Source organism: Serratia sp. NPDC078593 (genome assembly GCF_050268245.1).
In the GTDB taxonomy this organism is placed as follows: Bacteria; Pseudomonadota; Gammaproteobacteria; order Enterobacterales; family Enterobacteriaceae; genus JBNNGK01.
The window spans coordinates 23,635-45,592 of sequence record NZ_JBNNGK010000010.1 but is presented as its reverse complement, the minus strand read 5'-3'; the positions used below and the strand labels follow the sequence as shown (position 1 = coordinate 45,592).

17 protein-coding genes are annotated in these 21,958 nt (G+C 51.7%); 9 read left to right on the top strand and 8 right to left on the bottom strand.

Features of this window, described 5'->3' with window-relative positions:
• Positions 1 to 26: 26 nt before the first annotated feature.
• The 4 genes from ACQKDS_RS12615 to ACQKDS_RS12600 form a co-directional block, all read right to left on the bottom strand.
• Entirely contained in the window at positions 27 to 1,973 is a 1,947-nt protein-coding gene (locus ACQKDS_RS12615; protein ID WP_399671175.1) for a bifunctional metallophosphatase/5'-nucleotidase, read from the bottom strand.
• Between the two features lie 467 nt (positions 1,974 to 2,440).
• Positions 2,441 to 3,199: a 16S rRNA (guanine(1516)-N(2))-methyltransferase RsmJ gene (gene rsmJ / locus ACQKDS_RS12610; protein ID WP_399670868.1), complete on the bottom strand. Its 759-nt coding sequence runs from the start codon at positions 3,197 to 3,199 to the stop codon at positions 2,441 to 2,443.
• Positions 3,200 to 3,207: 8 nt separating this feature from the next.
• Positions 3,208 to 5,250 (bottom strand): oligopeptidase A, encoded by a 2,043-nt coding sequence (gene prlC / locus ACQKDS_RS12605; RefSeq protein ID WP_399670865.1) that lies wholly within the window; start codon positions 5,248 to 5,250, stop codon positions 3,208 to 3,210.
• 222 nt (positions 5,251 to 5,472) lie between these two features.
• Entirely contained in the window at positions 5,473 to 5,874 is a 402-nt protein-coding gene (locus ACQKDS_RS12600) for an ASCH domain-containing protein (protein ID WP_399670862.1), read from the bottom strand.
• Positions 5,875 to 6,006: 132 nt separating this feature from the next.
• Here ACQKDS_RS12600 and ACQKDS_RS12595 point away from each other — a divergent pair, with 132 nt between their 5' ends.
• The 8 genes from ACQKDS_RS12595 to ACQKDS_RS12560 all read left to right on the top strand — a co-directional run bounded on the left by ACQKDS_RS12595 (position 6,007) and on the right by ACQKDS_RS12560 (position 14,267).
• A complete protein-coding gene (locus ACQKDS_RS12595; protein WP_399670859.1) occupies positions 6,007 to 6,849 on the top strand; it encodes a 23S rRNA (adenine(2030)-N(6))-methyltransferase RlmJ in 843 nt (280 codons plus the stop codon).
• Positions 6,850 to 6,981: 132 nt separating this feature from the next.
• Positions 6,982 to 8,334, top strand: coding sequence for a glutathione-disulfide reductase (gene gorA, locus ACQKDS_RS12590; protein WP_399670856.1), 1,353 nt, complete (start codon positions 6,982 to 6,984; stop codon positions 8,332 to 8,334).
• Between the two features lie 430 nt (positions 8,335 to 8,764).
• Complete coding sequence (locus ACQKDS_RS12585) at positions 8,765 to 9,130, top strand: hypothetical protein (RefSeq protein ID WP_399670853.1); 366 nt, start codon at positions 8,765 to 8,767, stop codon at positions 9,128 to 9,130.
• A gap of 345 nt (positions 9,131 to 9,475) precedes the next feature.
• A complete protein-coding gene (locus ACQKDS_RS12580; protein WP_399670850.1) occupies positions 9,476 to 9,970 on the top strand; it encodes a hypothetical protein in 495 nt (164 codons plus the stop codon).
• A 499-nt stretch (positions 9,971 to 10,469) separates the two neighbouring features.
• Positions 10,470 to 11,393 (top strand): curved DNA-binding protein, encoded by a 924-nt coding sequence (gene cbpA, locus ACQKDS_RS12575; RefSeq protein ID WP_399670847.1) that lies wholly within the window; start codon positions 10,470 to 10,472, stop codon positions 11,391 to 11,393.
• A complete protein-coding gene (cbpM, locus tag ACQKDS_RS12570; RefSeq protein ID WP_399670844.1) occupies positions 11,386 to 11,691 on the top strand; it encodes a chaperone modulator CbpM in 306 nt (101 codons plus the stop codon). The genes cbpA and cbpM overlap by 8 nt, the downstream gene beginning before the upstream one ends.
• A 294-nt stretch (positions 11,692 to 11,985) precedes the next feature.
• Positions 11,986 to 12,480 carry a molybdopterin-dependent oxidoreductase gene (locus ACQKDS_RS12565; RefSeq protein WP_399671172.1) on the top strand — a complete coding sequence of 165 codons (495 nt, stop codon included), beginning with the start codon at positions 11,986 to 11,988 and terminating at the stop codon, positions 12,478 to 12,480.
• Positions 12,477 to 14,267: a hybrid sensor histidine kinase/response regulator gene (locus ACQKDS_RS12560; RefSeq protein ID WP_399670841.1), complete on the top strand. Its 1,791-nt coding sequence runs from the start codon at positions 12,477 to 12,479 to the stop codon at positions 14,265 to 14,267. Before ACQKDS_RS12565 ends, ACQKDS_RS12560 begins: the two co-directional genes overlap by 4 nt.
• Here ACQKDS_RS12560 and ACQKDS_RS12555 read toward each other — a convergent pair.
• The 3 genes from ACQKDS_RS12555 to ACQKDS_RS12545 form a co-directional block, all read right to left on the bottom strand.
• Complete coding sequence (locus ACQKDS_RS12555) at positions 14,257 to 15,108, bottom strand: helix-turn-helix domain-containing protein (RefSeq protein WP_399670838.1); 852 nt, start codon at positions 15,106 to 15,108, stop codon at positions 14,257 to 14,259. The two genes, ACQKDS_RS12560 and ACQKDS_RS12555, sit on opposite strands and share 11 nt — an antisense overlap.
• 442 nt (positions 15,109 to 15,550) lie before the next feature.
• Positions 15,551 to 18,676 (bottom strand): autotransporter outer membrane beta-barrel domain-containing protein, encoded by a 3,126-nt coding sequence (locus ACQKDS_RS12550; RefSeq protein ID WP_399670835.1) that lies wholly within the window; start codon positions 18,674 to 18,676, stop codon positions 15,551 to 15,553.
• 423 nt (positions 18,677 to 19,099) lie between these two features.
• Positions 19,100 to 19,639 (bottom strand): TetR/AcrR family transcriptional regulator, encoded by a 540-nt coding sequence (locus ACQKDS_RS12545; RefSeq protein ID WP_399671169.1) that lies wholly within the window; start codon positions 19,637 to 19,639, stop codon positions 19,100 to 19,102.
• A gap of 381 nt (positions 19,640 to 20,020) precedes the next feature.
• Between ACQKDS_RS12545 and ACQKDS_RS12540 the strand changes: the two genes are divergently transcribed.
• On the top strand, positions 20,021 to 21,238 hold the full coding sequence (locus ACQKDS_RS12540) for a Tm-1-like ATP-binding domain-containing protein (RefSeq protein WP_399670832.1): 1,218 nt from the start codon (positions 20,021 to 20,023) through the stop codon (positions 21,236 to 21,238).
• Positions 21,239 to 21,331: 93 nt separating this feature from the next.
• Here the strand turns inward: ACQKDS_RS12540 and spy are convergent, their stop codons facing one another.
• The gene (gene spy / locus ACQKDS_RS12535; protein ID WP_399670829.1) at positions 21,332 to 21,820 is read right to left on the bottom strand and encodes an ATP-independent periplasmic protein-refolding chaperone Spy; all 489 of its coding nucleotides are present in this window, start codon (positions 21,818 to 21,820) and stop codon (positions 21,332 to 21,334) included.
• Positions 21,821 to 21,958 lie beyond the last annotated feature (138 nt).

Here is a 21,958-nt window from a genome sequence, read left to right as displayed (position 1 = left end):
AACAAACGCGCCCGTTGCCGAGGTTATTAGACTTTATTGATCGCCGCGATAATCACTAGCCGATCGCTCAACCGCTTTTTCAACTGCGGATCGTGAGCGGCAGCTAACTGCGCCTGTAGTGCGGCCTCATGCTGCTTGCGTGCCTGCGCGTCATTAAACAGCAACGCTTTCACATTGATTGAGGCCACATTGCTGTAACGTCCATCGGCCGTTGACGGTACGCTGATTTTGCCATCATTCAGTAACTTTTCGACGATTTTACGCTCACGTTCGAATCCATCTAAGCCAATCAACTGCCAGCGCTGCACCGGCTGCCCGTGATACTGCCCTTTTTTTACCTCCTCCAGATAACGGAGAGTCAGATTACGGATCGTACCGGCCTCCTCCCCGTACTCCGCCTTACTGTCGGACAACACCGGGAACTGCATCCCCTCCAGCACACCGCCTTTTTGCGTCAGGTGCCCCATGCGATAGCTGTTCATCCCTAGACGAATGGGCGTACTGTCAGTTACCGGCGTGCCATCGGCCATTTTCAGATCGATAATGCGTTGCCCAACGGGTTGACGCAGGTCGATTTTATAGGTTACGCCATCGAAGAAATCATTGGTGGAGTACTTTGACGCACGGCGCTGTGGGTTAAAACTGTAGGTTACGTCGCCGTCATGCAACTGATTGAAATAGCCTGCTGACCACTCCATGTACTTCTTCAATTCTTTGCCGCTAAGCTGGTATACGGTGATTTCACCACCGGCATATTGGTAATTGAAGGCGATGTCTTTGGCCGTGATGGTGCCAACATTCAGCTTCGGCCGATCGTTATCAATCTGCAACGCAATCACCTGCGCCTGTGGCGCGTAGTAACGGCTGGCTTCCTGATACAGTTGGCTGATGCCGGTATCCTGCACATGCACCTGCGGAATGCCCTTTACCGCATCCGGCGGCACCAAATCCTGCCCAGAAAGCTGCGCGACGGGGCGATTGGCGTTTGCACGCAAAATTTTATGGTACGGCTGGTAGATCTGTTCCAGCGTTTTATCCGACGCCAGGCCGTTGATCGAGTAGGTGTAACTGTCCTTGTTGATCAGCACATAGTTGCCATTGTGCTGCTCAAACTGCAAATCGATACGTGACAGCGCACGGCCATATTTGTCTGGCTCGGTGATAATCACCCCGTTGATCACGTCTTTATCCACTTTCACATGCATATGGCCGGCGACGATCGCGGCCAGCTCTGGATTCGCCCGCGCAATGTCACCCACGCCGGTGCCCGGCCGCTGGTTCTCATTGTCGATGCCCATGTGCGCCACTAGTACCAGGGCGTCTACCTCACCCTGAATCTGCTGGATGACCTGTTTCACCGCCTGCACCGGATCTGTGAAGTTCAGCCCTTTCACCCGATCGGTGCCTTTGGCGAACTCCGCCGTCATTGGCGTATCCATGCCGATGATGCCGATTTTCACCCCTTGGCGCTCAATGATTTTGTACGCCGGCAGATACGGTTTACCGCTCTCCCACAGGATATTACCGGCCAGCGCCGTGCCGGTGAACTGGTTCAGTGAGGTGGACAACGACTTGAGGCCAAAATCAAATTCGTGGTTGCCTATCACCCAAACATCGTAATTCAGCGCGTTGAAACCCAGGATCATCGGGCTGGTTTTATCGTTTTTAAACGTTTCGACAAAATTCCCCTGAATGGTGTCACCGGCATCCACCAGAATGACGTTCGGCTGCTGGGTTCGCACTTGCTGCACCTGCGTAGCGATCTGACTCAAACTACCCGCCAGGTTTTCGGTATCAGTCGCGTAGTCCCACGGCACAAAGGTGCCATGCAAGTCTGAAGTGCCAAGGATCGTGATATTGACTGGTTCACTGGCCAGCGCGGAGGTGCTCAGGCCAAGCAATACGGCAAGCAGTGATTGGCGACAAAATAATAATTTTGTGGAAATTACCGCAGGCGAGCCGGTTCGCGCCATGTGAAACGAACAGGGAAGTTGGCGGGCGCAGCATGCTACGCCCCTACGCAAGAGGCGGTTTGCGACGTGGTCTGCAGCCAGCAGAAGCATTTTTTTCATTATTTTTTCTGATTATAAGTCGGAGAGGTGAGACTGAATCATGCGATCCGGTTTGCATTTTTGCCAGAGGGTTTTCAGGTGGATTCAGAAAAATGGGAGGTAGTTCAATGAATATCGCCAGCAACGCCGCCGACAGCGGATCGACATCCAGTCTGACGAAGAGATAGACAACAGGGCGAAGCCCCAGAAGCGTAGCTAACTACGTGACTGGGGTGAGCGCACGCAGCCAACACCGCCGCAGCGTTAAGGTTGACGGCAATATCCCCTAAATAATTGGCGTTGTGGCTAGGCGGCAACAGGGCGAAGCCCCAGGAGCGTAGCTGACTACGTGACTGGGGTGAGCACACGCAGCCAACACCGCCACAGCGTCAAGGTTGACGGGGATAGGGCATATAAATATCGAAACGGTGATTCTTGGTCACACTCGCCGCATGTGCCGGCACGTCGGCCAACGGTGGCGCGTAGTCTGGCCGTTTTACCACGATACGCTTGGTGGCTAAACGGCGCGCAGGCTCTAGCAGGCCATCGGCGTCGTCATCACTGCCCACCAGCGACTGGAACACCCGCATCTCTTTCTTTACCAACGCGCTTTTCTGCTTATGCGGATACATCGGATCGAGATAGACCACTTCCGGGCGAGGATCCAGGTTCGCTAACGCCGTCAGGCTCGACGCGTGCAACAGCGTCAACCGCTCACGCAGCCATGCACCAATTTCGGCATCCTGATAACCGCGCTGTAGGCCGTCATCGAGTAGCGCGGCGACGACCGGATTACGTTCGAGCATCCGCACGTGGCACCCCAGCGCCGCCAGAACAAACGCATCGCGCCCCAGCCCCGCCGTGGCGTCGACAACATCGGGCAAATAGCTGCCTTTGATACCGACCGCTTTCGCCACCGCTTCACCACGGCCGCCGCCAAAACGGCGACGATGCGCCATCGGCCCGGTGACAAAATCGACGTAAATCGCCCCGAGTTTCGGTTCGTCGCGCTTACGCAACTCCAACCGTTGCGGCGTCAGTACCAAGGCCATCAGCGCGTCATCATCCGACGTCAGTTGCCAGCGTTCGGCCAACAGAGATAAGGCGCCGGGATCGGCGCCTTCTTCACACAATAAACACACGCTCACGTGTCGAGTTATCCTTTAATTCCGTAATGGCGCAGCATAGCATCCAGCTGCGGCTCACGGCCACGGAAGCGTTTAAACAGTTCCATCGGTTCTTCCGATCCGCCGCGCGACAGGATGTTATCCAGGAACGATTTGCCGGTTTCGGCATTGAAAATACCCTCTTCTTCAAAGCGCGAATAGGCATCTGCCGACAATACTTCTGCCCACAGGTAGCTGTAGTAACCCGCAGCATAGCCGCCCGCGAAGATATGGCTAAACGCATGTGGGAAGCGCCCCCAACTTGGTGACGGCACCACGGCCACCATGCTCTTCACTTCCGCCAGCGTAGGCAGGATCTGCGCTCCCTTTTCCGGGCTGTATTCGGCATGCATACGGAAATCGAACAAGCCGAACTCCAACTGACGCAAGATAAACAGCGCCGCCTGATAGTTTTTAGCTTCCAGCAGCTTATCGAGCAAGGCTTTCGGCAAAGGCTCACCGGTTTGATAGTGGCCTGAAATGAACGCCAGGGCTTCTGGCTCCCAGCACCAGTTTTCCATAAATTGGCTCGGCAACTCGACCGCATCCCACGGCACACCGTTGATACCAGAGACGCCAGCGGTGTCGATTTGCGTCAGCATGTGGTGCAAACCGTGGCCAAACTCATGGAATAGCGTGGTGACTTCGTTATGGGTGAACAATGCCGGTTTGTCACCGAGAGGACGGCTGAAGTTACAGGTTAAATACGCAACGGGTTTTTGCAACTCACCGTTGGCAGTACGCAGGCTGCCAACGCAGTCATCCATCCAGGCTCCACCGCGTTTGTTTTCACGCGCGTATAGATCCAAGTAGAAGCTGCCGCGCAGCGCACCGCTGGCATCAAACAGATCAAAGAAGCGCACCTCGGGATGCCAGGTATCGACATCTTTGCGCTCTTTCGCGGTGATACCATAAATGCGTTTCACCACCTCAAACAGCCCTTCCACCACCCGCTGTTCCGGAAAATAAGGGCGCAACTGTTCATCGCTGATCGAGAACAGATGCTGTTTTTGTTTTTCACCGTAATAGGTGATGTCCCACGCGGCCAGTTCATCAACACCGTAATGCTGTTTAGCAAAGGCACGCAGTTGCGCCAACTCTTGTTCCGCCTGCGGACGTGCGCGCTTCGCCAAATCGGTGAGGAAACCAATCACCTGCTGCGGATGCTCTGCCATTTTAGTGGCCAGCGATTTTTCGGCATAGGTGGCAAAGCCCAACAACTGCGCCAGTTCGTGACGCAATGCGAGCGTTTCCGCCATCACCTCGCTGTTATCCCATTTGCCCGCATTCGGCCCTTGGTCAGAAGCACGCGTGGTGAACGCACGATACATTTCTTCGCGCAATGCCTGATTGTCGGCGTAGGTCATTACTGGCAGGTAGCTCGGCATGTCCAACGTCAGCAACCAACCTTGTTGTTCTTTGGCTTGCGCCATCGCCTGTGCCGCCGCCAAGGCACTTTCCGGCAGGCCGCTCAGTTCATTGACATCCGTTACCAGCTTGCTCCACCCCATCGTGGCATCAAGCACATTATTGCTGTAAGTCGACCCCAGTTCTGACAGACGTGCGACGATTTCACCGTACCGTTTTTGCTTTTCTGGCGACAGGCCGATGCCCGACAGTTCGAAATCACGCAGGGCGTTGTCCACGGCCTTACGCTGTGGAACGCTCAGTTGAGCAAAACCGTCACCTTCTTTCAGGCTGCGATAGGCTTGATACAGCCCTTCATGTTGTCCCAGCCAAGTGCCGTATTCAGACAGCAGCGGCAGCGCCTGTTCGTAAGCTTCACGCAGTTCCGGGCTATTTTTTACCGAATTGAGGTGGCCGATCGGTGACCAAATGCGCGACAGACGATCGTCAGACTCCGCCAGCGGCTGCACCAGATTATCCAAGGTAAATGGCCCCGGCTGCGCCACCACACGTTCAACTTCGGCGCGGCAGTCGGCCAATGCGGATTTCACCGCGGGCACAATATCGTCTGGACGGATCGCCGAAAACGGCGGCAGGGAGAACGGTGTCAACAACGGGTTTGTCATAGGGCTGTCCTAATTATCGTTGGGGCCAACCGCATAGGGCGGGCCTAAAATTCGGGTGTAATGGTTAACATGGTGCCGAACGGCAGGAAAATCAATGATCGAACGTTGTCAGAGAGTGCGGTAACGCGCGTACTGGCGGCGCAAACAACCGGCCACGCGTAAACGTGATGTCTTTGCCAGCGCGGAGAACACTGAAATTGTCCCTGACTATCCCTTGAGCGTTTACCACGTTTCAACGAGCTCAAACTCTTCAAATACCAGCCACATATCACTTGCAAACGTTCCTTCCCGCGTAAAAAACGCCCGATGCCCTTGCTGCCAAAAAGCCAGGCTTTTATCCCCTTCACCCTCTTTGGCGGCCAGATCGGCGGTGACATCACAATAACGTATCAATCGCAGCGACAGCGTTCTAATCACGCAGGTGGGTTCATCTTGACCATTCAGGATGACACTGTAATCACCGACGGCGGGAACCTTCTCTTGCTGATAACTCACATAAGAACAGCAGGTGGCCGTTTTTTGCCCACTCAGCACCAATTGCAACAATTCATCTGCCAGTTCAGAGCTGTCGCCGAATGCCCAACGTGCCGCGTTGGGATAACGATCCAATATGTTGTCACGCATGTTCTATCGCTCCTTTACATCACCTGAGATCACGCAATTCAGTTTTTCCCGGCCAGACAGTTTATACTGTGGGCAGATTATACGCCCTTATCAAGCCTGCTCCGCGCGGAGCACAAGGAATGACCAGACGCCATGTTAAGTTACCGCCACAGTTTTCACGCTGGCAACCATGCCGACGTGCTCAAGCACACCGTTCAAAGCCTGATCATCGAATCCCTGAAAGAAAAAGAGAAACCGCTGCTGTACCTGGATACTCACTCCGGTGCGGGGCGTTATCAGTTGAGCGGGGAGCACGCCGAGCGCACCGGGGAATACCTGGAGGGCATCGGCCTGTTGTGGCAGCGTGACGATATTCCGTCAGAAATGGCAGCCTACATGAGCGTAGTACACAATTTTAACCGTAGCGGCACGCTGCGTTACTACCCGGGTTCACCGTTGATCGCCCGCCAGTTGTTGCGGCCACAGGATAAAATTCATCTGACCGAACTGCACCCCAGCGATTATCCGTTGCTGCGCGGCGAGTTCCAGAAGGACGAACGTGCCAAGGTACAACGTGCCGACGGTTATCAGCAGTTGAAATCACAGTTGCCCCCGGCATCACGCCGTGGGTTGATTCTGATGGATCCCCCTTACGAGTTGAAAACCGATTATCAAGATGTGATAAAAGGCATTCAGGAAGGCTACAAGCGCTTTGCTACCGGCACTTATGCCCTGTGGTATCCGGTGGTGCTGCGCCAGCAAATCAAACGCATGTTGAAAGATCTGGAAGCCACCGGCATCCGGCGCATTTTGCAGATCGAACTGGCGGTGAAACCCGACAGCGATCAACGCGGCATGACGGCTTCAGGCATGATCGTGATTAACCCACCGTGGAAATTAGAGCAGCAGATGAATAACGTGCTGCCGTGGCTGCACAAGGTGCTGGTGCCATCGGGCATTGGCCATCACCTGGTGAATTGGGTGGTGCCAGAGTAACCCCACATTGCGGCGCGTCCACGGCGCGCCACAATGCCAACTATCGCAGCCATCGACGCAATCTTTGCGACAAACCCTTATCAGGCGTTAAACTCTACCCTCTTCACATTACACAACTCATGGAAAACCCAGATGACGAAACATTACGATTATCTAGCAATTGGCGGCGGCAGCGGCGGTATCGCATCGATCAACCGGGCAGCCATGTATGGCCAAAAATGTGCGCTGATTGAAGCCAAAGAACTGGGCGGCACCTGCGTCAATGTGGGTTGTGTACCGAAGAAAGTCATGTGGCACGCGGCGCAAATCGCCGAGGCTATCCATCAATACGGGCCAGATTACGGCTTCGACACCACCGTTAACGCTTTTGATTGGCAGAAGCTGGTCGCCAACCGCACCGCCTATATCGATCGCATCCATAATTCCTATGACAACGTGTTGGGGAAAAATAAAGTTGATGTGATCAAAGGCTTCGCACGATTCGTTGATGCCCATACCGTCGAAGTGAATGGCGAGACGATCACCGCTGACCATATTCTGATTGCTACCGGTGGTCGTCCAAACCACCCGGCGATTCCAGGGGCGGAATACGGCATTGATTCCGATGGTTTCTTCGAGTTAGACGCGCTGCCAAAACGCGTTGCCGTGGTGGGTGCCGGTTATATCGCGGTAGAAATCGCCGGCGTACTCAACGCACTCGGCGCAGAAACTCACCTGTTCGTGCGTAAGCACGCCCCGCTGCGTAGCTTCGATCCGCTGATCGTAGAGACGCTGGTGGAAGTGATGAATACCGAAGGGCCGAGCCTACACACTGAATCGGTGCCAAAAGCCATCGTTAAAAACGCGGACGGTAGCCTGACGCTTCAGTTGGAAAACGGCCAAGCCTTCACCGTCGACTGTCTGGTCTGGGCCATCGGCCGCGAACCAGCGACCGATAATCTGAATCTGGCGGTCACCGGTGTGAATACCAACGATCAAGGCTACATCACGGTGGATAAATTCCAGAACACCAATGTGAAAGGCATTTACGCAGTAGGTGACAATACCGGTGCGGTGGAACTCACTCCGGTCGCGGTCGCGGCTGGCCGTCGCCTGTCTGAACGCCTGTTCAACAATAAGCCCAATGAACATTTGGATTACAGCAACATCCCAACCGTGGTGTTTAGCCATCCGCCCATCGGCACTATTGGCCTGACGGAACCACAAGCGCAAGAAAAATATGGCACCGAGCAGGTTAAGGTCTACAAATCTTCTTTCACCGCCATGTACAGCGCCGTCACCCAGCACCGCCAGCCATGCCGTATGAAGTTGGTCTGTGTGGGTGAAGAAGAGAAGATTGTCGGCATCCACGGTATTGGTTTTGGTATGGACGAAATGCTACAAGGCTTTGCCGTCGCAGTGAAAATGGGCGCCACCAAGCAAGATTTCGACAACACCGTCGCGATCCACCCAACCGCAGCGGAAGAGTTTGTGACCATGCGTTAATGTAGAAACCCACCGACACACGTTCTTACTGTAGAAAAATGAAAGGCTAGAGCATCGTTCTCTGGCCTTTATTGACTCATCGATACACCCCGTGTGAGGTAACTCACTACTACCCATCAAAAAACGGGATAAGTATACAGTCGTATTCAAATTATAAGGGTTTTGAACAATTCTTATCCTGCATTCGTGCGCGTTTTCTCATTTATGTTTAAATAAATAGCCTAAAATTAATTACTTATACTTTTTATTAAGTAGATAATAGGTTCGGAAAAGGTACATGTGCGCTTGTCTAGGTGGTGCATTTGAAGAAAATCCGATAATTCTATTGAAATACAATTAGTTAACAATGAACATTTTCACTAATCAAACATGATAAACGCGCATTCGTACTAATAAGCCGTTATACGCAGGAGCTATGCATGGAGGCCACGTGGAATACATAGCAAAATCACCACGACTACGGTTATCGGTGACATTAATACTGACCGTAGTAATTGGTGTCTTATCAAGCATCATGGCAAGTCAAATAATGCCGCAAGGCATATTAACTTGGTCGCTACTGCCAAAAGTCTCTTCTTTCTGGTTGTTAGCACTATTTTCCGGGGTCTGGATTTTCACCCATGTCAGATTTCTAAATTACGATGAAAACGTCATGAGATATGCAGATGACCAGCATTGTATTGCCCTCATCCGGAAAGCAAAACTTGAAGGGCTTGCTGCTCTTATACAGAAAAATCCAGAACAGGCATCTTTGGTTGATGCCAAAACGTTCCTAAAGAATTTGGGGGTAAAATGAGCGTACTCCTCTCTAAGCCAGCACAAGAAAAACTACAGAAAAATGAAGTACGCAGGCAGGTTTCGGTACAGCAGCTAGTATCTAAACTTGAATCTCTAAATGTATCTAATCTCGAAAACAACCCGTCAGTTCGGCGAGTAACTGGCACAACCGAAGAAATTTATGTAATGCGCATAGGTAGCAATCTCCGTGCTTTTCTCACGAAGAAAGGCAAAGACATTGTTCTACTTAGCATCGAGAACGGCTAATAATGAGCTCAACTGTTGCTCACTCCGTTCGCTGGACGTCCAAAATCTGCGCTTTTGGCCGCCCGTTAGCTTAACCATTAAATGTCAAGGAGGCAGTGTGAGTGCAAACGAACTCATAGAGCGCTTCGCTCCAGGCTTTAGCCAACTACGCCCAGAAGAGTTTGAGGCGATGAATACATTCACAATCATGTGGACGCTATTCGAAGCTCAAGTATTGGGCACTTCAGCATCAACTAAGAAACTAGTAATTAAATCTCGAGAATGGGAGGCACAAGGCCATCTCAATGAAAATTGGCTTGCCCCACACCTCGAGTACGCTAGGAACCGCTACTTCCAAAACGGTGAACCTACCCATAGATTTGAACACCTGCACCTACGGGATAAAGATGAGCCAGATTTAGTTCGCTCAATCCTGTCAGGAAACGAGTCGTCACCGGGAGATGAGCTGGCAGTCATGCTTATCATAGTGCTGCGCTTTAGAAATAATTTCTTCCATGGCATAAAATGGGCTTATCAAATGCAGGAGCAGCAAGAAAATTTTGAGCATGCATCACAGCTTCTGCAACGCTGCATGTCATTTGCAGCCCCGTAGTTGAGCATATAACAATACGCTCAACTATCGCTCACTTTGTTCGCCGGGCAGTCAAAAGCTACGCTTTTGGCTACCCGTTAGCTTAATCGTTAGCACTATAAGGTGAAGCATTGAAATTTCGTGAAATAAGGAAAAACGAAAATAAAAAATATGTAGCTGATATTTTTGTGATGATGGTGAATTCTATTTTACGTCCCAAGAATTTGAATCTTATAAATTTGCGGAAAAATGGATTATAGAGTGGTGCTGTAAGTATCCCGCATAATCATGCCATTCACATTTAGAGATCTTCGTTTTAATGCAGGCTACGATCTCAACGTGTGGTTTGTTATCAACGCGCTATCAGGCCAGGTGCGGCGCTCACCTGGCCTTTTTTACACCCATTGAAAACAAAATTGTCTCGTCATGTTCACCTTCAGTGCCCTACTATGAGTACGGATACAGTAAAAACGGACCCGGTTATTCTTCTGACGAAAGATTGCGATGAGATGATAACACTATGGAATTCAAGGATTACTACGCTATTCTCGGCGTTAAGCCATCAGACGATCTCAAGGCGATAAAAACCGCCTACCGCCGCTTGGCACGCAAATACCATCCTGATGTCAGCCAGGAACCCAACGCAGAGGCACAGTTTAAAGACGTCGCCGAAGCCTACGAGGTGCTAAAAGATTCAGAGCGCCGTGCTGAATACGACCAATTACGTTTACACCGCAACGATCCCCAGTTTGGCCGCCAAACCCGGCGTGGCAGCACTCACGATAACGAAGACTTTTCCGACATCTTCTCCTCGATGTTTGGCGATCGTGCCCGCAGCCGCCAACAGCACGCTCAGCGTGGCCAAAACATCGACATTGAAGTGGCGCTTTTTCTTGAGGACACCTTCGCCGAACAAACCCGCACCATCAGTTATAACCTGCCGGTGTATAACATGCTTGGCATGATCGAGCGTGAGATCCCGAAAACGCTCAATGTGAAAATACCGGCGGGCGTGGCCGAAGGCGAACGCATTCGCTTAAAAGGCCAAGGAACGCCCGGTATCGGCGGCGGCGCGAATGGCGATCTGTACCTGATCGTGCGCATTGCTCCGCATCCCCTGTTCGACATCGTGGGCCATAATCTTGAAATCGTGCTGCCCATCGCACCGTGGGAAGCCGCGCTAGGGGCTAAGGTACCGGTACCAACCGTCACAGAAAGCATCCTGCTGTCTATTCCTGCCGGCACCCAAACCGGGCAGCGTCTACGCATCAAAGGAAAAGGGCTGTTGGGCAAAGGCACACAGCAGAATGGCGATCTGTATGCGGTGATTAAAGTCGTGATGCCAGCCAAACCCGATGAACACAGCGCGGCATTATGGCGTCAATTGGCTGAAGCTCAGTCCAACTTTGATCCGCGTAAGGGATGGGGGAAACAACATGGCTAACGTAAAAATCAGCTTCACGGTGACCGAGTTTTGCCTGCATACCGGCGTGTCTGAGGACGAGTTGCTCGAGGTCGTGGGATTAGGCGTGATTGCACCACACGATGCGGCGTCAGACGCTTGGCTGTTTGACGATCGGGCATTGGCAACCTTTCATCGCGCCCAGCGGCTGCAGCATGAGTTGGCGTTAGATTGGCCAGGTATTGCGATTACGCTGACATTACTGGATGAAATTGCCGAGTTACGGCAAGAAAATAGCCGTTTACAGCAACGCCTCGCCCGCTTCTTGGCTGAGCCCTAAACTCGCGCCCCCGACGAAGAAACCGCCGGGGGCGGCTCTGGCTCCTATTTATTTGTCGCCACAATCGGGTAATTGTGCAATTTTCACCTGCACAACTCGCCGTTTTCTGCCACCCTTTAGCCAGCGAAATTTATCTATACCCAAAATAATTCGAGTTGCTTGTAGGCGCTAACTGAATGCGTCCTTGGGAGCATAGCCCACTCTGTGACCAGGATGAAGAAAGGCAGCCAACACCCAAGCAACGTGAAGTATGAAGGGTATATTCCTCATCCTTGTATTGCGGAGAATCCCCTGATGTTGTCACTCATGATCAGAAATATCACACTGGCGATATTGGCCCTGATCATCACCCAAGTTCCTGCACGCAGCTTTACTCTGGAGGTGTCGGGCAATATCAGCCACTTTACCGATCCGGCAAACCAGCGTTATGTTTTTACCGAACGCGATCTGCTCACCATGCCGATGCGCAGTATCACCACCTCCACCTCATGGACGCCTCAGCGCCAATTTGATGGCGTGGCGGTAGCCGATATTTTGACCAAGGTCGGCGCCAAAGGGCAGACGATTTCGATGCATGCCCTCAATGATTACTATATTGATATCCCACTTTCCGACGTACAGCAGTACGGGATTATCCTCGCCTATCAAATGAACGGGGAGAGACTGAAAATCAGGAACTTCGGGCCATTATTCTTGGTTTATCCGCGTGACGATGCCGGTGCCGAATTGAATTCACCGTTGTATAACGCGCGATTTATCTGGCAGGTCAACAGGATTGTGATCAAATGAAGCTAGCCCGGTTTAATCGCAGCGGTCGGTTGGCGATTCCCGCTATTTTTGCGGCGTTGTTTCTTGTTGCCTCGACCATCACGCTGTACTACTACAGCGCTACGCTCTCGCGGAAAGGGTTATACGCCATCGCCGGTACGCAGGAAAATTACTCGTGGTCGATCGCGAAATTCGCCATCAAAATGGCAGAATTCGAAACCTATATCGAACAGCAAAAGCATATCGACCAAGTGGATATCGATGCGCTCAGGCTACGATTTGAGATTTTATACTCCCGTTTCTACGTGCTGGAAACCGTCTCTGAATCCACCCAACCGCTGTACCGTGAGCCGGGTTATCCGCAGGTCATTGCGCATATGCTAAAAGAAATGGACGCGCTCGATCGACTCATCGGCACATCACCGCTGGATCTCACCAAAATCTCTAACGTCATGCAGCACATGAAACCCTATGCGGTGGAAATGGCGAACCTGGCAGACCATGCCGAAGTGAAACAGCGCACGGTGGCTTACGATGATTACATCGAAAAGCGGCATATCATCTTCTATGGCTTAGTGATTATTATGTTCTCGGTGATTGCGCTGGTCGCCATCACGCTGATTGTTTTGCGCCAGCAACGCATCACCATTTCGCAGCAGGCGAAGGCCATTGAGGCAGAGAAAGCGATGCGCACGAAAAATGCGTTTCTGGGTGCAATCGGTCACGAGTTGCGAACATCACTACAAAGTATTATGTCGGCGATAGATGTGCTGATGAACACCAAAGTCTCGACAGAACACCTTGATACCTTCCAGCGGTTAGAAACCGCCGCGCAGCAAATTGAAAGCCAGATGAAAGATCTCTCTGACTATGCGCATCTGGAGAGCGGCATGATGGAATTACGTATCGTGCCGTTCAACGTAGAACGGTTAATTCAAGAAACGACGGATGAAATCGGCATCTTGGCCGATAAGCCGCACATTTCGCTGCTGTGTGAGGTGGATTTCAGCCATACACAACTGTATTGCGATCCGCTGCGGATTCGCCAAATTCTGGTCAATTTGCTGACTAATGCCTACAAGTATACCGAAAGCGGGACAATTACCGTGCATGGTTGTCTGCGTCGTCAAGCTGGCGGCAACGCACTGATGCTTGAAGTGACCGATACCGGCATCGGTATCGAGGAAGCAAAACTGTGCCAAATCTTCCAACCCTTTACTCAGTTGGATCAATCACACACCAAACAATACGCTGGCGTGGGGATGGGATTGGCGATTGTGCAAGGTTTGGTCACACTGCTGCAAGGTACCATCACCGTTTACAGTGAGCAGACAAAAGGCAGTACCTTCATTGTGAGCATTCCGGTTGATGTCAGTGATGAACCGCACGCAACCACAGAGGGCGCGGTTGCTTTGCCGGTGCCGCACCTGAAGCAACAGCAGATCCTAGTGGTGGATGATAATAAATCGATCGGCGATGCTTTTGCGGCGCTGTTGGATAAACTCGGCTACCGCCACGAACAGTGTGATTCGCCGGAACGGGCGCTGCAGAAACTGCTGCGACGCCCTTATGATGCGTTGTTACTGGATTTACAAATGCCCGGTATTGACGGTGCCGCGCTGGCAAAAAAGCTGCGTAATCAGCGCGGGCCAAACCGACACATCCCGATTATTGGCATCAGCGCCTATACCCCGGAATTGCTTAGCGCAGAACAACGCGCCATGTTTGATGATTATCTGACAAAGCCTGTGCGTATGGACGCGTTATCCCACGCACTGGATAGGTTATTTGCCGCGGCTAAAGATTAAAACAACGTTGCAGGGCGGCTTCAATCACGTGGAGCCGCACCGGTTTTTCATAGGGCCCCAATACGTCATAGTCACGCATCGCACGCGCGATTTCTGATTCTCGCAGCCCAGTGCCCAATTGGCCGGTTAATACCAGCACCGGGGCATCAGGATTATCAGAGGTCCGAATCGCTTCAATGCATTGTTGCGCCGTTTCTTGCCCGATCAGCCAATCAACCACGTAGCCGTCAAACAGGCTTTTCGTCAACGCCTGACAAAATGCGGTTACCTCATAAAACGCGACCGCATCAAAACCACGGCTAATGAGATATTTCGTGAGCTCATCGGCAGCCTGATGTGAGTCATCCAGCACAGCGATGCTGAGCCGTTCGTCATCACCACTATGAGGACGAATTTCAATCAGTTCAACACCATAGCGGTTACCAAGCGGTGCTTCATCAGCACGATAAATCACCCATCGATCATCTTGCTGCAGGGCGACATATTCTGACACTCGCCCACCGCTCAACTCATCACCAAGGTAGGCAACACAAGGAAGCATCACACCGGCGATAGAAAAGATGGCATCTCGTGCAATAGTTTGCACGGGTGCCTCACTGTCGACAGTCATATCAACGATAGCCGCCGGCGTTTCATCCAATGCCGCCGCTACACTGTTGATTTGCGCCAGCGTCCAAGGGCTTTGCCCTTTCAGTTTACGATGCGCATGCGAAAAACTCAGCGCCAAAATGCGGCTCAGTTCTTTCGCCTGTTGACGCTTACCTATCCCATGATGAAGAAAAAGTTCTCTGACCCGGTTTGCAATCGACTGCGAATCGAATTTCTGGTGATTGTTATCCATTTTATCCTTCGATTTTTTCTAATTTTTCAGTCGCTTTGAGCTATTCATGTGTTTAAACTTCATACTATATTAGCATTAGATACAATATTTATCCTGAAACATTGCTTGACATACCACCTTCTATAGTCAAACATGGTATCAGAAGCTACACACAGCAATACACTATAAAAATAATACAAGACAGAACGTTACAATAATCGCAATGACACCAGGGAATACGTACAGGTCACTGGTTCTAAAAAATATATTTTAGAACAATAGCATACCGTACGAGGCCACAGGCTTTACTACTAATAATAAAGATGTACCCCCCATTTTAACCGGTCCCCGTCAGGGGGCCGTTTTTTTTGGGGATCTTACAGAGAAGTGAACGTGTTGACGTAACTATTTCGCCATAAAGAAAACGGAGCCGATAAACGGCTCCGTTGATTGCATCAGACAGTTAGAAACGCCAGGTGAACCCAGCATTAACACTGTTGTCCTGATGATTTTCCGATAACAGCCCACCATAACCCAACGACACCGATGCACGCTCGCTGACGGCCACTTCCGCACTGGCCTTGATCACCGCGCCATCGCGCGAGGCCGAGACACTGTTAACCACGAACGGCGAGTTGCTGCCGTTAAACATCAGCCCAGTGTCACGATCCAGACTGCCATACTGATGCTGCCAGCCCAACTCCCCACGTAGAGCAACGGTGGTTTCTCGCCCCGCCTGCCATTGCCGATCGGCTCGCAGGCCGAGCGTAGAGACGGTAGCATCGGTGTGTTGCTTATTACCGTGCAACGCTGCCGCCCCGCCCTGTTCGCGGATGCTCTTGTTCTGGAAGTTGACGTAGGCCAGGTTGGCGAACGGTTCCAGATTAACCCAGCCGCTTGCCATGCGATAACCCGCCTCAGCGAACAGTTGTTCGGTGCGTGCATTGTATTTTGCCGTGGCGCGATCGGTATGCTGACCATAGTTCACCGAGCGCTGGGTATCGAAACGGTGCCACGTGTAGCCCCCGCCAGCACGCAATGCCCACGCCCCCCACTGTTTGCTGCCGTAGGCCGCCAAATGGTAATTGTCGCTGTCCGCGTTCGCACCCAGACCGCCATCTAGCGAAGTCCGGGTATAACCGGTGGCGACACCCAAACGCCAGTCAGCAGCATAAACCGAGTCCAGCCCCAGCAGCACGCCGTAGGTGGAGGCCTGATAACCGGTGGCGTTGTCATTGCCGGAAGCATGATCCCATGCCCCCAGCAGTTGCGCCCAGGCTCCGCCCTCATCGGCTTTAATCTCCGGTGAGGCCGCCAACCCTTCGGCTTGACGTAACCGGCCGTTCAACGCATCACGCAGGTAACGGCTATCATTCACCTGCGCCGAGGCCATGTCGGCATGGATTTGCCCGGACAGTTGGCGGAATGCCTGCCGTGCCTGGTTCGGCGTGCCGGCGGTCAGAATACTTTCGTACACCGGGTTGCCCGCGGCCAATACATCCGCCGCCGTCGCAACCGCACGTTCGTTCGGGGTCAGCGCCACGCTGGCGAAGGCGGTATCGTTACGACCGACATCGAGAGTGATTTGATGAGACTGATTGCGTAGGCCGGTACCGAGGAACAGGTAATTCGGGGCGATGGCGCTAAACTGCCCGCTAACCCCTTGCGCAGCAGTCAGAATGTTGTACTGCTGGCCGAGCAGGCTGCGCACTTCGCTTTCACTCAATAGATTGCCGCTATTTTCCAACGACACCGCCACATCCCCTCCGTTGATCGTGGCCGATCCGCCGCTGGCGATCCGATCGCTGCTGCCGTTAGCTGCCACTTCCACCGTGTAATGTGAACCCGACTCGAAGGTTACGTCATCGGTCACGTTCAGCGTACCGATGGAGTTCCCCGGCGACACGCCACCACCCGCGTTAACGGTCAGAGAACCTACGCGCCCTGAGCCCCCCAACACGCCGCCGCTTTGTACTGACACATCAGACACAATGCTGCCGTTGATCGCCAGCAACCCTTGATTGACCTGCGTCGGCCCGAGGTAGCGGTTATCGCCGGTCAACACCAGCGTACCGCTCCCCTCTTTGGTCAGCCCACCGTGACCAGAAATCGCATTGCTCCAGACATCTAAACCGCATTGGATATCCTCGCAAACTCGCTCATGCAAGGTTTCGGTGTCCATTTTGCTGCCAATCCCCGGAATATTCGCGACAAATTGCGTCGGACCGTAGGCAACCCCCTCAGCATCCGGCACACGGAATTCTTGCGGAATATCGTCAACGGTATAGAACATCCCTGGCCCATTGATAGCTTTACCTAGGTTGATCATCCCCCAGCCATACAAGGCATCGATACCCGGCTCGCCCATATCCGTGGCGGTGGTTTTCAGCACGCTCGCTATTTGTGCGCTAGACAGGTAAGGGAAACGTTGTAGCAACACGGCCGCAGCACCGGCCACATGCGGTGTCGCCATTGAAGTACCATTTTTGTTGGCATAATCTGCCGTCAAGTGATTGGGATCAGAACCGTTAGCCACCGCGCTATAAATTTTACTACCGGGAGAGGCGACGCAGAAGCTGGCGCTATAGCCGCAACGCGAAGAGAAAGAACTGATGGTGTAAGGCTCACTATTGGCCGAGTCGGGATCCTGCGCCACACTGGTCACCGTCAGCCAGTTTGGCGCAATATCCGGCACAAAGTAGCCCAATCCACTGATGACATCGGGCTGATTGTAATTACCATCGTTACCGGCGGCAAACAGTACCAGAATATTATGACGTGCTGCATCAATCGCCCCCTGATACCCTGCGCCCGCCAAACTGCCCAACAACGGTTTGACCTGATCGAATTGCTCTTGCGCATCCTTCAATTCAAAGTGCAAAGCATTCGGATCTTTGCCTCCATCAGAAAGAATATCGGGAATGCTGACGCCCCAACTATTGTTAATAATCCGCACGCCATTGTCGATCATTGCCTGCCAACCGGCGTTCGTCACCGCACCATCCAGCCCGAGAAACTCACCATAAGCGGGGCCGTCGTTATCGTTATCCACACTGATGACTTGCGAATCAAAAGCGACACCGTGCATACCTACGCCATCACGGTTTGCGGATGTAATGCCGGCAACGTGAACACCGTGATTGCTCAGGGTGGCACCATTATAAAAATGGAAGGTGCCATCAAAATAGAAAGGGTCGCCCGCGTTAATACCCGGTCGATGTGGATCAGTATAGGCTCGAATCCCCTGAGTAATCACATTAATCAATTTACCGTCACCCGCAAATTCGGGGTGCTGATTGTAAACCGGCGTATCCAGGATACCGACCTTTTGCCCTTTCCCGGTATAACCCGCGGCATAAGCCCGATCGGCATTGATCGCACCCAGCCCCCAGTCTGCATTAAATTCAGTATTGCGCCAGCTGGCTGCATCGCCGGGTTGACCATTTTCCACATAACGCGACGCCTGCACACCGCTGCTCATAGCGGCCAAGCAGCAGGCGACAACACTCAACTTTATCCGATGTTTAGCCGGCACAGAACGCGCACACTTCTCCTGCTCGGGCTTATTTCCTCTACGTTTACTGTCCATCCCAGTTACCATCCATTGTTGGTTTGCAAATGTTATATTGGTTTTGTATGTCACCGTTGTGTAACACCAAATAAATAAAGCACAACAATGAAAATCCCGCCTAATAGGTCAAGATTTCGTGAAATAAAGTGGAGGGGAATAAGGCAGTAAAAAAAATGGAAAATGGGAAGAGCACTATCATGAGAAAGGCGACGTAATATCGATGGCAGGCTTATTTATTACCGAACAAGACAAATTTCAACCACATGATTTATAATCATAAAAAACAGCAGCTAGCCGCAAGAACCTATTCCCTGCGGCTAATCAATGGATGTCGTTAACAGCATTAATATCAGTAAAAGTTATAACAACATAGGCCATTCATTTAGTGAAACATGCTGCTTTTCCGGCTACCTACGCGTGAAAAATGGATTATCCTGCTGGCTATTTTTTGCAGTTGCGCACGTCTTCTTCCGCTTGACGAATAATCGCTTTTGCCATCCATTGCGTGACATCCTGAATACCTTTGATATCCAATCCCCAAATATCTTTCAGCACCAAGAATACCTCGGAACCATAAATCAGCGAGAAAGAATGTATCACGCGCTGTAACGAATCCGGTGGTAATTTATCTTCCAGCGGCTCCACGGCAATTTTCAACAGACGTTTACGATTCCCACGCACAAACTTCTCACCCGGCGTGGCATTTGCCCATTGTTGCAAAGACAGTTGTAATGCGGCACGCAATGCTCCTTCATGCTGTTCCATCTGCGGATAGGCGAATGCCAGTAATTGTTGGATACGCAGTAAAGCATCGTCATCACGTGGTTCCCACTGCAAGATCGGGCCAAGACTTTCCGCAACCACGGCGGTAATCAAAGCGCTTTGCGTGGGGAAATAACGGTAGGCGGTCGCACGGGAAACCTGCGCGTGTAACGCCAGCTCGGTAATCGACGGAAAAACGCCGCCGTCGTACAGTTCCATGGCGCTGGTAAGCAGCAATTTCCGAGTTCTGGCCCGAGTATGTGTTAAAGATTGGTCCCGCGATGCGGGAAAAGCGGATAGTGGCACATCAACCTCACACTTCTCATGCCATCCCACCTGGGATAGACATGATGAATAACGTAACTGGTGGGATCCTGGCTCCCCCAGCAGCGCAAAAGCGAACTAAAAAGGTTAAAAATGAGACGGAAATCTCACTTTTAACTAAATTAAGCTTGCATAAATGATACTACAGTCTCATTATGTATACAAATTCGTCGGCTGTATCTTATTGTGTCAACACCAGGGTTCCAACATTTATAATAAGTTATTATTAGAAACAAACAGTTCGGTCAACTTCCGAACCTTTTCCAGGAACAGACGATGAGAAATGCCCCAGCTTTTGTCTATATTGCTACCACAGCAGATACCAAAGGACAAGAGTTGGCGTATGTGCGTAGTTTGATTGACAACCTCGGTTTACCCACCATTACGGTCGATCTTTCCACACACACCATGCCAGCACGCTACCCGGCCGATATTTCTTCGGCCGACGTAGCCGCTTTTCACCCCGATGGGGCGCAAGCCGTATTCTGCACCAATCGTGGTCAAGCGATTGCCGCGATGGCGATCGCCTTTGAGCGCTTTATGTTATCCCGCCATAACGTCGCAGCCTTGCTTGGCATGGGCGGCTCCGGTGGCACAGCTATCATCACCCCGGCAATGCAGCAATTGCCAATCGGCCTACCCAAACTGATGGTTTCAAGTATGGCCGCTGGTGATGTCTCCGGGTATGTCGGCGCCAGCGATATTACCATGCTGTATTCCGTCACCGATATCGCTGGGTTAAATCGAATTTCACGTAAAGTGTTAGGCAATGCCGCACACCAAATAGCCGGTGCCGTGCGTTTTCGTATCGATGATGAGTCTGCCAGTAAACCTGCCACCGGTTTGACCATGTTTGGCGTCACCACACCGTGCATTCAGGCGGTGACCGCCGCCATCGAATCGCAGTGGGATTGTCTGGTTTTTCATGCCACCGGCAGTGGCGGCCATGCCATGGAAAAACTGATCGACAGCCTGCTGTTGAACGCAGTCTTGGATCTGACCACGACCGAAGTCTGCGATTATCTGTTCGATGGCGTGCTAGCCTGCAATGAAGACCGGTTTGGTGCAATCGCCCGTACCGGTATCCCATGCGTGATGTCTTGTGGCGCGCTAGACATGATCAATTTTGGTCATCCGAAAACCGTGCCTGCGCGCTATGCCGATCGGCAAGTCTACAATCACAATACTCAGGTGACGCTGATGCGCACCACCGCCGAAGAAAACGCGCACATGGGCCGTTGGATCGGTGAAAAACTGAATGCTTGCCCAGGTGAAGTGCGCTTCGTGATCCCTGAGGGCGGCGTTTCCGCGCTGGATGCGCCAGGACAACCCTTTTGGGATCCCGCCGCTCTGGGCGCTTTTGTTCGCTCATTGGAAAGTACGCTGATCCAAACCGAAAAACGCCGGCTGATTAAAACGCCTTATCACATCAATGATCCGCAATTTGCACAAACCATCATCACGCATTTCAATGCGATTACCCTGCCAGAATAATGGATTCTTCGCGTGCGTGAGATCATGATCGGAAAATAACAAAAAAGGCCAGAGTGTAATCTGGCCTTTTTATTTGCTGCTCGATGAAATTAATTACTCGGCAATGGCTTTTTGCGCTTTCATTTTATCCATATGGTTCATCATTTTTTGTTCGCGTTTCTGATAGTTCTCATTGTATTGTTTTTTCTGCTCTGGAGTGAGCAGGTTATACATTTTATTTTGAGCTTTTACACGTTCCAACATACGTTCAGATTGCGCTTTACTGATGGTATCGATCTGCGCCTTCACTTTAGCTTCATCGAAGCTGTCGGAGGCGACCAGATTGTGCAGTGCCTGACGCTCTTCTTTCATGCCCATGCCGCGTTTTTGGTGCGCTTCTTTCATAATGTCACGCATTTGCTGGCGTTGCTGCTCGGTTAGCTCCAGACCGGCAAATGGGCCACCTTTGCCGGGGCCTTTATGGTGCATCATTTTCATCGGTGCACCATCGGCGGCTGGCGTCGCCGTCTCAGCGGCAAAAGCCATAGATGCAGAACCCAAGGCCAAAGTTGAAGCAACAAATAAAGCGGTCAATTTACGCATATTGTATTTCCTTAAAGTTAATTCATCATCAGGAATGCCGTATTTAGCAGAGGTATCCTGTCGTCGGAGATAATAATAGGCTTAAAAATTTATAGTAATGCGATGGAATGTAAACTTTTTAAAACGCCAACAAGGATA

What these genes read in the sequence shown, in the direction of transcription:
- ACQKDS_RS12615 (WP_399671175.1), bottom strand. Translation starts at nt 1,973, where the DNA reads ATGGCGCGAACCGGCTCGCCTGCGGTAATTTCCACAAAATTATTATTT.
- prlC (WP_399670865.1), bottom strand. Translation starts at nt 5,250, where the DNA reads ATGACAAACCCGTTGTTGACACCGTTCTCCCTGCCGCCGTTTTCGGCG.
- ACQKDS_RS12600 (WP_399670862.1), bottom strand. Translation starts at nt 5,874, where the DNA reads ATGCGTGACAACATATTGGATCGTTATCCCAACGCGGCACGTTGGGCA.
- ACQKDS_RS12595 (WP_399670859.1), top strand. Translation starts at nt 6,007, where the DNA reads ATGTTAAGTTACCGCCACAGTTTTCACGCTGGCAACCATGCCGACGTG.
- gorA (WP_399670856.1), top strand. Translation starts at nt 6,982, where the DNA reads ATGACGAAACATTACGATTATCTAGCAATTGGCGGCGGCAGCGGCGGT.
- cbpA (WP_399670847.1), top strand. Translation starts at nt 10,470, where the DNA reads ATGGAATTCAAGGATTACTACGCTATTCTCGGCGTTAAGCCATCAGAC.
- cbpM (WP_399670844.1), top strand. Translation starts at nt 11,386, where the DNA reads ATGGCTAACGTAAAAATCAGCTTCACGGTGACCGAGTTTTGCCTGCAT.
- ACQKDS_RS12565 (WP_399671172.1), top strand. Translation starts at nt 11,986, where the DNA reads ATGTTGTCACTCATGATCAGAAATATCACACTGGCGATATTGGCCCTG.
- ACQKDS_RS12560 (WP_399670841.1), top strand. Translation starts at nt 12,477, where the DNA reads ATGAAGCTAGCCCGGTTTAATCGCAGCGGTCGGTTGGCGATTCCCGCT.
- ACQKDS_RS12555 (WP_399670838.1), bottom strand. Translation starts at nt 15,108, where the DNA reads ATGGATAACAATCACCAGAAATTCGATTCGCAGTCGATTGCAAACCGG.
- ACQKDS_RS12550 (WP_399670835.1), bottom strand. Translation starts at nt 18,676, where the DNA reads ATGGACAGTAAACGTAGAGGAAATAAGCCCGAGCAGGAGAAGTGTGCG.
- ACQKDS_RS12545 (WP_399671169.1), bottom strand. Translation starts at nt 19,639, where the DNA reads ATGGAACTGTACGACGGCGGCGTTTTTCCGTCGATTACCGAGCTGGCG.
- ACQKDS_RS12540 (WP_399670832.1), top strand. Translation starts at nt 20,021, where the DNA reads ATGAGAAATGCCCCAGCTTTTGTCTATATTGCTACCACAGCAGATACC.
- spy (WP_399670829.1), bottom strand. Translation starts at nt 21,820, where the DNA reads ATGCGTAAATTGACCGCTTTATTTGTTGCTTCAACTTTGGCCTTGGGT.